A 12,237-nucleotide genomic window follows, 5' to 3' on the forward strand; every position below is an offset into this window, starting at 1 on the left:
AAATAGATGAATACTTCTGCAATGATAATGCTTATTTTATCCACGTTATTATTATGGGGTGGCTTGATTTTAGCTGTTATTCATTTGGTCAAACATCCTGATGAAGAAGATTAAGCATGGCTTGAAATGAGGAACCATAAGGTTCCTCTTTATATTGCATTAAGCTGTTTTTTCAATACGACAATAAAAGAAACCGTCGCCTTGATGGCTTGCAGGTAATAATTGTCTACCATGAATTTGTTCTATTCCCCAATCAACATTGAGTTTAACTTCTTTGGCATTGTGATGTGTTGCAAAAAAATCAATCATCTGTTGTTCATTTTCAGCTTTTAAAATAGAACAGGTAATATAGAGTAATGTGCCACCAACTTTCAGTTGTTGCCACAAATGATTTAGAATTTGTTTCTGTAGTGCAACAATATGTTCAATATCGCTAGATTGGCGTAATAAACGAATATCAGGATGACGGCGTAATACACCAATAGCCGAACACGGCGCATCCAAAATGATACAGTCGATGGCTTCTTTGGCTTGCCAAGTGCTGGCATCTGCCGTCACAATTTCTATTTCTGTATATTGCTCTAATGATAAACGTGCCAAGTTTTCATGCACGCGTAGTAAACGTTTGGCATCTTGATCTAGAGCGATGAGTTTTTTAGGGGTAAATTTTTCCAGCAGATGTGTAGTTTTACCTCCAGGTGCTGCGCAGGCATCCAGAACGATTTTTCCGTTTAAATCTGGCAATAGACTCGCGCAGAGTTGAGCATGTTCATCCTGAACAGAAAATCCCCCTTCATTAAAGCCTGGCAATTGTGGAATATGTACTGCTTGTTCAATGATAATACCCACTTCAGAACGTTGACATGGTCTCGCTTGAATATCATGTTCAGCTAAAATTTCCATATACTCTTCACGGTCAGTAACGCGGTTATTCACCCTTAAGGTTAAAGGTGCAGTCTGTTTGAGTTCTGAATAAAGTTGTTCTGCAAGTGCCACTCCCCAGTCTTTTTTTAACCGTTTAAATAACCAGCTGGGTAAACCATGTGCTTGGTTTAAGGCGATTTGGAATTCATTTGTTTCACGTGAAACACGACGCAGGATAGCATTCACGACACCGCTTAAGGCTGAAAAACCTAATTGTTTTATGGCAGTAACGGTTTCTGAAATCGCTGCATGTGCTGCAATACGTGTACAGAGCAGTTGATATAAACCGACATATAAACATGTTTCTACCGTCGGATTATCTAAAGGTTTTACCAAGAGAGGGAGCGTGATACTTTTAAGCGCATACCATTGACGTAATGTGCCTAATACCAGTTCATGAAATAATGCGCGATCTCGTTCAGCAACTTGCATCAGGTGTACGGGCATAATACTGGCAAGTGATTGGCCTTGTTGTACAGCAATTAAGGTTTGAATCACTTGAGCACGTAAGTTACGCTGTGACGTTGCGTGTTGCAATTGATTCATATTAAAACTTGTCCTACATTGAGCTTCTGGGTTTGATTAATCTGTACTGGATTTAAGGGTTTACCACCTGGCCATTGCAGTTGCTGCAGACAGACGGCTTTTCCATCCCCACAGGCTACATGTACGCCTTGTTTATTGATGGCAATAATGGTACCTGCAGCTTGACCTTGCGTATCTTGTTCAGAGCATGATGAATGCCAAACCCGTAAATTATGCTGATCATCTATTGGCATAAAGGCCACAGGCCATGGATTAAAGGCACGAATATTGCGATCAATACTGACAGCACTTTGTTGCCAGTCAATTTTCGCCTCAGCTTTTGAGAGCTTATGTGCATATAGCGTTAAGCTTTCATCTTGTACTTCACGATGATTTAAAAAGGTTTGTAAACTGTGTTCTGATGCTAAAACATGCACAATCGCTTGAGCACCTTGTTGCGCCAGTTTGTCGTGTAAGCTGGCTGAAGTATCTTCGGCTTCAATCGGGCAAACCGTTTTGTAGAGCATATCTCCAGTATCTAAACCAGCCGCCATTTGCATAATGGTAATGCCTGTCTCGCTATCTCCCGTTGCAATAGCACGTTGAATTGGGGCTGCACCACGCCAGCGTGGTAACAATGAGCCATGAATGTTGAGACAACCATACTTAGGCATATCTAAAACGCTTTGCGGTAAAATTAAACCATATGCGGCAACGACCATCACATCGGCATCAAGACGAGCCAATTGTTGTTGTGCAGCTTGGCCGTCCTCTGTTGAAGATTTAAAATGTAGTGGTTGGTACACTGGAATTTGATGTTGCTGTGCAACCTGTTTGACCGCAGAAGGGGTCAGTTTTTGTCCACGCCCCGCTTTACGATCGGGTTGAGTATAAACGGCAACAATATCATGCTCGGTTGCAACCAGTGCCTGTAATGCAATCGCAGCAAACTCAGGAGTACCTGCAAAAATAATTTTCAAGAGATCAACTCGGTGGCTCAATGTCATTTAATTATAGCAAAGCTCAGCTATTTTTTTGTTGCTTGATTTTGATAACGATCATGCGCTATTGACGATCATCAAATGGATTAGATGATACTAACGCTGCATTTTTGCCTATATGTAATTGTCATGAGGTATTATCGATTTGCTAGCGATATTATCTTGATGATAGTTCTAAACATAGAGAATATCTTGGTATAAAAGACAAATGATCAACAAAGTACTGCATTTTTTGCAGTATGTTTAACCTAAAATAGTTCAATATCAATAATTCAATCCATGTCCTAAAAGCCAAGATAAAGTGAGAATAATATATGGATTTTATAATTTATTTAATGAGTGGTGCATTTGCCGGTTTTATTGCTGGATTATTTGGCATTGGTGGTGGACTGATTGTTGTTCCTATTTTATGTATCGTTTTCACCCAATTAAATTATGATCCAGCGATTGTGATGCATATGGCGATTGGCACATCCTTATCGACCATGATCATTACCTCAACCAGTTCAGTATTGACCCATCATCATCATGGTAATGTGATGTGGCCTGTATTTCGTTATCTTTCAATTGGAATGATTGTCGGTTCTTTATCGGGCGCTGCAATTGCCAACTTATTACCCAGTCATGCATTACAGCTGATTATTGGGCTATTTGCACTATGGATTGCCTATCAAATGTTTCAAGATGCTAAAGTTGAAGTTGATACCAGTCGTCATTTACCTAGAGCACCGTTACAAGTATTGACGGGTGGAGGAATTGGTTTTGCATCTGCTATTTTTGGTATTGGTGGTGGAAGCTTTACCGTACCGTATTTAACCCATCATGGTGTTGTGATGCAAAAGGCGGTGGGAACATCTGCAGCATGTGGATTAATCATTTCGATTGTAGCGACCATTGGTTTTATTTGGTTTGGCTCACAAAAAAGTATTGCCATTGCTGGGGCGATTGGTTATGTCAATATCTATGCATTTATCGGTATTAGTATGATGAGTTTTATCACAGCAGGTTTTGGTGCAAAAGCAGCCAATAAATTACCTGCAGGTATTTTAAAAAAATATTTCTCCGTGTTGATGTTGGTGGTTGCAAGTTATTTTTTCTATCAATTCTATCGTCATTAAATGATCACAGCATCATTTTAAGGTCTTAATATATAATTTTTATTTATGCAAAATTGAAAAAATATTCATGAAAGTTTTTAATTTTATTTTTTTATATCGCGCTATAGTAAGTTTTAAATGCAAATTTAAGCGTTGATATAAGGGCATTATTGATTTGCTTGTATCTTTCTGACGTGGTGTCAATCAACTGACAATACGAATATGGATCAGAGCAGCATAGCGCCAATTTAGCCTATATCATTTTTAGATTTGAATACATCATGATCATGGCGTCTTAGCGGATTTGATTCGATATCTATAGGATTGATTGAGGTGAAGAATGATCAGCTCAAATTTAAACAATACTGGATTTAATCAAGTAAAAAATAAGTGTATTTTTTACTTGAAGACAGAGTTTAAATGAGATTGCGTTTGTTGTTGGTCTGGCTCTTTTGCTAATGCTATATTGAACAAGGCTATAACCCTTTCAATCGATCCCTTTAGCTTTGCTGATGATGGTTGCCTAAGTCAGTATAAATACACGTTGCGCTGATCTCGTCAGTATGATGGAGGCTGTCCAAGTCAACACTCGACTAAACAGAGAAAAGCAATGTTTAGTGTTCATCTATTAAACATAAGTTATAGTATGATAGAGCCGTCTTGGACGAATTATACTGATAGACGCTAAGATATTTCGCCAGAGTGGATGTATTCATTCATTCAAGCATACACAAAATTGTTGGATAAAACACCATGCCTGATTATCGTTCAAAAACATCGACACACGGAAGAAATATGGCTGGCGCACGTGGTTTATGGCGTGCGACAGGAATGAAAGATGAAGATTTTGGTAAACCCATTATTGCGGTGGTCAATTCATTTACACAATTTGTACCAGGTCATGTGCATCTTAAAGATTTGGGTCAATTGGTTGCTGAACAAATTCAAGCATCTGGTGGTGTAGCAAAAGAATTTAATACCATTGCGGTTGATGATGGAATTGCAATGGGGCATGACGGAATGCTGTATTCATTGCCTTCACGTGATTTAATTGCAGATTCTGTTGAATATATGGTCAATGCGCATTGTGCTGATGCCATGGTCTGTATTTCCAACTGTGACAAAATTACACCGGGAATGCTAATGGCCGCAATGCGCCTAAATATTCCAGTGGTGTTTGTTTCAGGTGGCCCAATGGAAGCGGGTAAAGTTAAAATCCGAGGTAATGATAAAGCTATTGATTTAATTGATGCCATGATTGTGGCAGCAGATGATCATTATACGGATGAAGAAGTGGCCGAGTATGAACGTTCGGCATGTCCAACGTGTGGTTCATGCTCAGGAATGTTTACAGCCAATTCAATGAACTGTTTAACAGAGGCATTGGGTTTATCTTTACCAGGTAATGGTTCAACGTTGGCAACACATGCCAATCGTAAAAAATTATTTGAACGTGCAGGCCAATTGATTGTGCAATTGGCTAAGCGCCATTATGAACAAGATGATTACAGTGTTTTACCACGTGCGATTGCGACCAAAGCATCTTATGAAAATGCCATGACTTTGGATATTGCCATGGGAGGATCGACCAATACGGTATTACATTTATTGGCAGCAGCCAATGAAGCTGGGGTTGATTTTACCATGGACGATATTGATCGTTTATCACGTAAAGTCCCTGTACTATGTAAAGTCGCACCTGCAAAAAATGATGTTCATATGGAAGATGTACATCGTGCCGGTGGTATCATGTCGATTCTTGGCGAACTTGATCGTGCTGGATTACTGGATACAACCGTTACCACGGTACATGAAGCAACCTTAAAAGATGCATTAGATAAATGGGATATCATTCGTACTGAAGATGAAGAGGTCTATCAATTTTTCCGTTCGGCACCAGGTGGTGTTCCGACACAAACTGCATTTTCACAAGAGCGTTATTATGCACGCTTAGACGGTGATCGTGAACAGGGTGTGATTCGTAATGCTGCGCATGCATTTTCACAAGATGGTGGTTTGGCTGTATTGTATGGCAATATCGCACTGGATGGTTGTATTGTAAAAACTGCTGGTGTCGATGACTCAATTTTAAAATTTAATGGTACAGCACGTGTATTTGAAAGTCAGGATGCTGCTGTAGATGCCATTTTAGCTGGTCGTATCCATGCTGGTGATGTAGTGGTCATTCGTTATGAAGGTCCACGTGGTGGTCCGGGTATGCAAGAAATGCTTTATCCAACAAGCTACTTAAAATCTAAGGGCTTAGGTAAAGAATGTGCATTATTGACAGATGGCCGTTTCTCTGGTGGTTCATCAGGTCTGTCGATTGGTCATGTTTCACCTGAAGCGGCTGAAGGCGGTACGATTGGTTTGGTTGAAGATGGCGATCGTATTGAAATTGATATTCCAAACCGTAGTATTCATTTGGCAGTAGATGAGCAGACTTTAGCGCAGCGCCGTGTATTACAAGATGAAAAAGGCTGGCATCCTGTAGAGCAACGTCCACGTAAGATTTCTAAAGCACTCAAAGCCTATGCTATGCATACCACCAGTGCTGCTAAAGGTGCAGTACGTGAGATCTAAGACAATTTTATTGTAGTGAAATTGTCATGCACATTATGCCAGTGAGTTTATCTCACTGGCATTTTTTATCTTTGAACACATTGTATTTAACTGGATTGGCGTCAGCGTATATTTCATGCGGCCGCGATGATATCGCGTGGTGTACTGTAGCAATAATGCCTGTATGACCGCGATAGCGTAGAAAATTAAAGCTGTTATTGCACAGGAAATATTGAACATTTTGTTTTGACTTGATATAAGTTTTGATATTGATTTATGGTTTGCAACCATAATTAAGGTATAAAAATACATCAAGACATTGTGTGTAGGTGTATTTATTTTAGAGGCTAATTCCATGTCATTGTTACGCCGCTGGTTTGATCCAATCCGATCAAGTTGGTTTTATGAAAAACCAATACGGCAAACGGTGTTATCTATTGAACAAGGGCTAAGTATTCATCTACGATTAGATGATGTCTATAGCTATTTAGCAGTACAACAACTACCGCAATTAAATGAAATTTTAGCAGATGTACTGAAACCGATTAAGATTATTATTTCTAGTCAAGCTGCTGAACCTCCTAATCATATGTCTGCCCAAGCTTGGCAAAATTATTGTTTAAATGATGCCAAAATTCTGTCGAAACAGCATCGTTTTCGTTTTCATGATACCCCTGAGCAACCGACTGCTGAAGCACTACAACAGGCAGAAATTATTTTAAGAAATACGCCTTTAAGAGGACAGGATTTTTTATATTTGCTGGAAGATATTTTTCATATGTTGTGGCAACAACAGTATGGCAAATTAAGAACCTTATATGCGATGGCTAGCCGTCATCACCAAGTTCAGCATTTCCCTGAACGTATATTTAATGATCAAGCTATTTTGGTGAGTTATTTTTCTATTGGTGGGCGACAGTATCATGCTGTGGATGACTTATTACGTTTAACACGACGTTTAAAACAACAACATCTGTTTACAGGCAATCCTATTTTTCTGATTAATCATATTGAATGGCGAGAACATTTAATTAATGATGCAGAAGAACTGAATGAAATTCAAGCCTTAGATCCAGAGCTAGATATTTATATTGCTTTAGAAGATCCGATTTCTTGGCTATTACTGGCCTATATTCGAGAAGAGTTGGCAAGTTATTATAATATTCAATTAAAAGTTTATCCGCTCAGTTATCAGGGGCGAGATTTATTTGACTGGAATTTAGCCACGCGCTTATCTCGTCGCACTAAAGTGGCATTTACCCCTTTTTGTCGTCCAACCGAAGCAGCCAGTATACAAATGGCCAAATTATTTTATAGTGTACCTGAACAACAGCAAATTGATGCGATTTATACCTTACTAGAAGCAGTATGGACCAAAGGAAAAGATCTATCTTATCCACCACATTATCATGCATTAATGACTGAACTGGGTATTGAACAACTTCAGCCTGTTGATGTGATTCAACAACTCATGATCAATGATCAGCATTTGGCCATGGAGGAACAGCCCAATGTTCCTGTATTGGAATTACGGATAGATGGTCAAAAATATATCTTTAATAGTCTATATCGTGTTTGGATGATTGAAAGTATTTTCAGTAATGTGTTAGAACAAAAGTATAAAAGTGAAAATCATTTGAGTAGCGAGTCAATAACACATGAATAAAGAAAAAGTACAAAGCTTAGCGCAGGCGCGAAGCAAAATAGATGAAATTGATTCACACATTATTGAGTTAATCGCAACACGTCAATTTTATGTAGATCAGGTGATTCGTTTTAAACGTAGTATGGAGAATGTACCCTCACCACGTATTGACGAAGTATTAAATCATGTGAAAACACAGGCACAAGAACAAGGTTTAGATCCTGATTTAATTGCACAGCTCTATCAAGAGATGATTCAGCATTTTATTCGTCGCGAACTTAAAGAAATACGTCCTTAATAGCACAGAGCATCAGGTTAAATTTTGATGGTGCTTTTACATTATTTAATCATTGATCATCAGCGTAATGATCGCTGTTATGATCCTTGTATTAGATTAAATCGGTCGAATGAGGTACACCGTCCGTTCAGTTTTTAGACTGCAGTAGATCGGTATATTGATAGAATACTCCATCTGCTTGCGCTTGAATGCTGGGCCAATCTGTATGTGACCAGTGATCATAAATTGCAATCACATCAATCCCTGCATGTTTGGCTGCTTCCACACCAATCAATGAGTCTTCGAAAATGACGCATTGTTCGGCACTGATTTGAAAATGATTTAATGCTGTTAAATAAATTTCTGGGTCAGGTTTAATATTTTGGACATTTTCTCGTGTCAAAATCAGAGAAAAAACGTCATTAAAGTTGAGCTTTTTATAAATCGCCGCATTATTCTCTTGGTAGCGTCGTAAATTATTTTGACTGGTCGTCGTGGTGAGTGCCAATACAAAGCCTTGTTGCTGTAGGGCCTGTAGCCATAATTCAGCATCAGGTTTTAACTCGACCACATGATCTAAAAAATATTGAGAAATTTTATATCTTTCTGTTTTAACATCATTTTTTTCTTTGTGGAAGGTGTATTTCTTATTGAGAAAACCACAGTATTCTAAATAGGGATCAGTATGATGTTTAAATTTTGTCAATTGTCGATCACGATCACTTTGTATGGTAACGAAATCAATATGCTGTCCACCTAATTGTAAAATTAATGCGGCATCGACTTGATTCCAAATACCGACTGAGTCCAGTAAGGTCCCATCCAAATCAAAACAAATCAGCTTTTTATCTTTTAGCCATTGCAGCATCGTTTTACTCTTTTCTAGTCACAGAGATTATATTATGCCATTTAAGCCTCAATATTTGCTTGAGCTTTACTTCTAAAAACAGTGATATTGCCAAATCCTAAAACACTTTAGCATCGGTACTTGCAATACTGTGTTGGGGAATAATGATGATTTGGTTGGTGATGGCGGTATTTTCGATTGCTGGATTAATAAAAGGAACCATTGGTTTGGGATTGCCAGCAGTCTCTATGGGATTATTGACCATGGTCATTAGTCCATTTCAAGCGGCGACTTTATTGATTATCCCCTCTATGGTGACTAATTTTTGGCAATTGTTTTATGAAGGTCATGTCCTGCGATTGATTCGCCGTTTTTGGCCAATGTTACTTGCTATGGCTGTGGGCTCTGTATGGAGTATTTTTCCGCCGTTAGGACAGGGTGATTTTAATAGTGAAATGTTGCTGGGCAGTATGTTGGCACTTTATGGATTATATGGGCTTTGTGCGAAAAATATGCCAAATCTATCAAAATATGAAAACTATTTATCACCGGTCATTGGCTATTTAGGTGGTGCTTTGACGGTAGCAACAGGTGTTGTGATTATTCCTGTTGTGCCATATTTACAAAGTTTACAGTTACAAAAAGATGATTTAGTTCAATCGCTCGGACTTGCTTTTACCACATCAACACTGTGCTTATTGATTTCGTTAAATCGTCATACATCGGAACATTTATCATTTGACTATACCTTATCTGCGCTTGCCTTAGTGCCTGCTTTATTGGGGATGTGGCTGGGCAGTAAATTGCGTTATCGTATTTCTGAAGCAAAATTTCGCCAAGTATTTTTTATTGGACTGATCAGTTTGGGAACATATATGGTACTGCGTACCTCTTGATCTTTAGTGCTGGTTAAGTATGTTAAGTGTTTGTGCGTATATTGCTCTGGTATGATGAGAGAAATGTGGATAAATGTTGATATGCAGGAGATAAATCTGCAAAGTTTTTGGCAACCAATAATAATTTGCGATTGGCCCATTGACCTTCAAGTGGAATTTGTTGAAAGTTAAAGTCAGTCGCATAGCGTTTTGCAGCGCGTTGAGGAATAATGGCAATGCCTACACCATCAGCAATGACCTGTACAATGGCCGCAAAATTGGGTAAACGTAAGCGATATTGAATTTGTGTATTGAGTTGTTTAGCTTGAGTATCAATGGACTGTTGTAAAGAATGATGTTGCATTAAACCAATAAATGGCTCGTGTACAACCTGTTGTAGACTAAGCTGTTGAGAGGAGGCTAACCGATGTTGTATCGGGCAAATCAATACCAGTGGATCTGTTGCAAACTCTAATGTTGATAAATGATCAACAGCAAAAAAACTAGAAATCAGTCCCAGCTGTGCCGAGCCGTTTTCAATCGCATGGATGATCATGCTGGATTCAGCTTCTTTAAGCTGAAGATGTATATTGGGATTTTGCAGTAAATATTCTGGGAGTAAGGTGGGTAAATATTCACTTTGTGCAGATGAATTACACCACAGTATAAGATCGTGATAATGACCTGTACTAAAAGGCAGCATTGCGAATTCTAGCTGCTGTGCTTGTTGTATCATTTGCTCGGCATGCTGAATAAAGATTTGACCCGCCAAGGTCAGTTTTACCCCCGAAGCATGACGTGTAAATAAATCTACGGCATATTGTTGTTCGAGTTTTTTGATTCGTTCACTACATGCCTGTAGTGATAAGGCAGCTTGTGCTGCACCTTTGGTTAAACTCCCTGTTTCCACAATATATAAGACCAATTGCAAATCAAAAAGATCAAGACGTATCATGAGAGTGAAATCACTTTATCATTGAGCAAGTTCAGCATCATATATTAAAAAAGCAGTCCGAAGACTGCTTTTTAGCGATCAATTTGATTTGGATGATTCGGTTAAACTAAAAAACCAGTTTAGTAATAAGGCTGCAAATGTTGCTGTACCAATACCACCTAAATTAAAGCTACCAAATTGTAAAGCAAAGTCACCGGTACCTAAAATCAGCGTGACAGCAGCAACAATCAGATTTTTGTTTTGAGAAAAATCGACTTTATTTTCAATCCAGATTTTTGCACCAGCAATAGTAATTAAGCCAAATACTACAATTGATGCACCTGTTAAAATTGCGGTTGGAATGGTATGAATCACAGCACCAAACTTGGGGGAGAGGCCTAAAAATATGGCAAAAATACCCGCAATTGCAAAAATAATCGTGGAATAGACGCGAGTGACTGCCATGACACCAATATTTTCACCATAGGTCGTCATCCCCGGCGCACCGACACTCCCCGAGAGTGTGGTTGCAACACCATCTGCCAAAAAGGCCTTGCCAATTTGTGGATCAAGATTCTCTCCAGTCATTGCACCCACTGCTTTAATATGACCTAAATTTTCAGCCATTAAAATCAGAGCGACTGGTGCAATAATTAGAATGGCATTGATATCGAATGTTGGCGCGTGCAGGGTGGGTACACCAAACCAGCTGGCTTGTTGAATGGGTAAAAAGTTAATCGGTGTGCCATAACCGAATACATTACTAATGAGATAGTAAATAAAATAGGCCATGACCAGACCAACCAGTAACAATAAGCGTTGTAATAGGCCTTTGGTAAATACCGCAATAGCGCCCATACATAATACGGTCAAGAGCGACATCCACATATTAAAAGGATTACCCGCAACACTTTTTACCGTAACTGGCGCTAAGTTTAGGCCAATAATCATCACCACTGCACCAGTCACAACAGGTGGCATTAATTTTTCAATCCAAGCTGTGCCCGTTGCCATGACCATTAAGCCAAAAATCGCATATAAGATACCGCAGGCCATAATACCGCCTGCTGCAACGGCCAGATTGGTATTGGGCGCGCCTGTTCCTGATGCGGCATAACCTGTTGCTGCAATAACGACACCAATAAATGCAAAACTTGAACCCAAATAACTCGGAACACGACCACCGGTCATGATAAAGAATAAAATGGTACAAATTCCTGACATTAAAATGGCAAGATTAGGATCAAATCCCATGAGAAATGGTGCCAGTACGGTTGAACCGAACATGGCAAAAGCATGTTGTATCCCTAAAACAATACTTTGATTGGTTGGAAGATATTCATTTGTGCCCACTGGGCGTGCATCGATATTGCCCTGATAAGGACGCCATTGGGGAAACCAATTGGACATAAAATGAGCACTCAAAAGCTAAATTGTGCACATGATACTCTTGTTTATAACAAGATTTAATCCATTCAAGTGAAATTTTATTAAAACTAATTATATGACTTACATCAATTTTTACCATATGGTAAAAGTTTTTTATAATT

Annotated in this window: 11 protein-coding genes; 6 read left to right on the forward strand and 5 right to left on the reverse strand. The window is 38.9% G+C overall.

Features of this window, described 5'->3' with window-relative positions:
• Positions 1 to 6: 6 nt before the first annotated feature.
• Entirely contained in the window at positions 7 to 114 is a 108-nt protein-coding gene (locus QSG86_RS04635; protein ID WP_317030414.1) for a methionine/alanine import family NSS transporter small subunit, read from the forward strand.
• Positions 115 to 159: 45 nt separating this feature from the next.
• Here QSG86_RS04635 and rsmB read toward each other — a convergent pair whose 3' ends face one another.
• Together rsmB and fmt are read right to left on the reverse strand one after the other, a co-directional pair.
• Positions 160 to 1,470 carry a 16S rRNA (cytosine(967)-C(5))-methyltransferase RsmB gene (gene rsmB, locus QSG86_RS04640; RefSeq protein WP_317030415.1) on the reverse strand — a complete coding sequence of 437 codons (1,311 nt, stop codon included), beginning with the start codon at positions 1,468 to 1,470 and terminating at the stop codon, positions 160 to 162.
• The gene (gene fmt / locus QSG86_RS04645; RefSeq protein ID WP_317030416.1) at positions 1,467 to 2,429 is read right to left on the reverse strand and encodes a methionyl-tRNA formyltransferase; all 963 of its coding nucleotides are present in this window, start codon (positions 2,427 to 2,429) and stop codon (positions 1,467 to 1,469) included. Before fmt ends, rsmB begins: the two co-directional genes overlap by 4 nt.
• A 335-nt stretch (positions 2,430 to 2,764) precedes the next feature.
• On the opposite strand from fmt, the gene QSG86_RS04650 reads away from it, so the two are divergent.
• The 4 genes from QSG86_RS04650 (at position 2,765) to QSG86_RS04665 (ending at position 8,052) form a co-directional block, all read left to right on the forward strand.
• Positions 2,765 to 3,568: a sulfite exporter TauE/SafE family protein gene (locus QSG86_RS04650; protein ID WP_317030417.1), complete on the forward strand. Its 804-nt coding sequence runs from the start codon at positions 2,765 to 2,767 to the stop codon at positions 3,566 to 3,568.
• Between the two features lie 732 nt (positions 3,569 to 4,300).
• Complete coding sequence (ilvD, locus tag QSG86_RS04655) at positions 4,301 to 6,130, forward strand: dihydroxy-acid dehydratase (protein WP_317030418.1); 1,830 nt, start codon at positions 4,301 to 4,303, stop codon at positions 6,128 to 6,130.
• A gap of 334 nt (positions 6,131 to 6,464) precedes the next feature.
• Positions 6,465 to 7,775 (forward strand): hypothetical protein, encoded by a 1,311-nt coding sequence (locus QSG86_RS04660; RefSeq protein WP_317030419.1) that lies wholly within the window; start codon positions 6,465 to 6,467, stop codon positions 7,773 to 7,775.
• Positions 7,768 to 8,052, forward strand: a complete 285-nt coding sequence (locus QSG86_RS04665; RefSeq protein WP_317030420.1) for a chorismate mutase — start codon at positions 7,768 to 7,770, stop codon at positions 8,050 to 8,052. The genes QSG86_RS04660 and QSG86_RS04665 overlap by 8 nt, the downstream gene beginning before the upstream one ends.
• 127 nt (positions 8,053 to 8,179) lie before the next feature.
• Here the strand turns inward: QSG86_RS04665 and QSG86_RS04670 are convergent, their stop codons facing one another.
• Positions 8,180 to 8,899, reverse strand: a complete 720-nt coding sequence (locus QSG86_RS04670; RefSeq protein WP_317030421.1) for an HAD family phosphatase — start codon at positions 8,897 to 8,899, stop codon at positions 8,180 to 8,182.
• A 146-nt stretch (positions 8,900 to 9,045) separates the two neighbouring features.
• Between QSG86_RS04670 and QSG86_RS04675 the strand changes: the two genes are divergently transcribed.
• A complete protein-coding gene (locus QSG86_RS04675) occupies positions 9,046 to 9,774 on the forward strand; it encodes a sulfite exporter TauE/SafE family protein (protein WP_317032672.1) in 729 nt (242 codons plus the stop codon).
• A gap of 22 nt (positions 9,775 to 9,796) precedes the next feature.
• Here the strand turns inward: QSG86_RS04675 and QSG86_RS04680 are convergent, their stop codons facing one another.
• Both QSG86_RS04680 and QSG86_RS04685 read right to left on the reverse strand, forming a co-directional pair.
• Positions 9,797 to 10,705, reverse strand: coding sequence for a LysR substrate-binding domain-containing protein (locus tag QSG86_RS04680; protein ID WP_317032673.1), 909 nt, complete (start codon positions 10,703 to 10,705; stop codon positions 9,797 to 9,799).
• A gap of 81 nt (positions 10,706 to 10,786) precedes the next feature.
• A complete protein-coding gene (locus QSG86_RS04685; protein WP_317030422.1) occupies positions 10,787 to 12,097 on the reverse strand; it encodes a solute carrier family 23 protein in 1,311 nt (436 codons plus the stop codon).
• Positions 12,098 to 12,237: the final 140 nt, after the last annotated feature.

The sequence above is a fragment of the Acinetobacter sp. SAAs474 genome, assembly GCF_032823475.1.
Lineage (GTDB): Bacteria > Pseudomonadota > Gammaproteobacteria > Pseudomonadales > Moraxellaceae > Acinetobacter.

Excerpts from the sequence above, each read along its gene's own strand:
- QSG86_RS04670 (WP_317030421.1), bottom strand. The coding sequence starts at position 8,899 with ATGCTGCAATGGCTAAAAGATAAAAAGCTGATTTGTTTTGATTTGGAT.
- QSG86_RS04650 (WP_317030417.1), top strand. The coding sequence starts at position 2,765 with ATGGATTTTATAATTTATTTAATGAGTGGTGCATTTGCCGGTTTTATT.
- QSG86_RS04635 (WP_317030414.1), top strand. The coding sequence starts at position 7 with ATGAATACTTCTGCAATGATAATGCTTATTTTATCCACGTTATTATTA.
- ilvD (WP_317030418.1), top strand. The coding sequence starts at position 4,301 with ATGCCTGATTATCGTTCAAAAACATCGACACACGGAAGAAATATGGCT.
- QSG86_RS04665 (WP_317030420.1), top strand. The coding sequence starts at position 7,768 with ATGAATAAAGAAAAAGTACAAAGCTTAGCGCAGGCGCGAAGCAAAATA.
- QSG86_RS04675 (WP_317032672.1), top strand. The coding sequence starts at position 9,046 with ATGATTTGGTTGGTGATGGCGGTATTTTCGATTGCTGGATTAATAAAA.
- QSG86_RS04685 (WP_317030422.1), bottom strand. The coding sequence starts at position 12,097 with ATGTCCAATTGGTTTCCCCAATGGCGTCCTTATCAGGGCAATATCGAT.
- rsmB (WP_317030415.1), bottom strand. The coding sequence starts at position 1,470 with ATGAATCAATTGCAACACGCAACGTCACAGCGTAACTTACGTGCTCAA.
- QSG86_RS04660 (WP_317030419.1), top strand. The coding sequence starts at position 6,465 with ATGTCATTGTTACGCCGCTGGTTTGATCCAATCCGATCAAGTTGGTTT.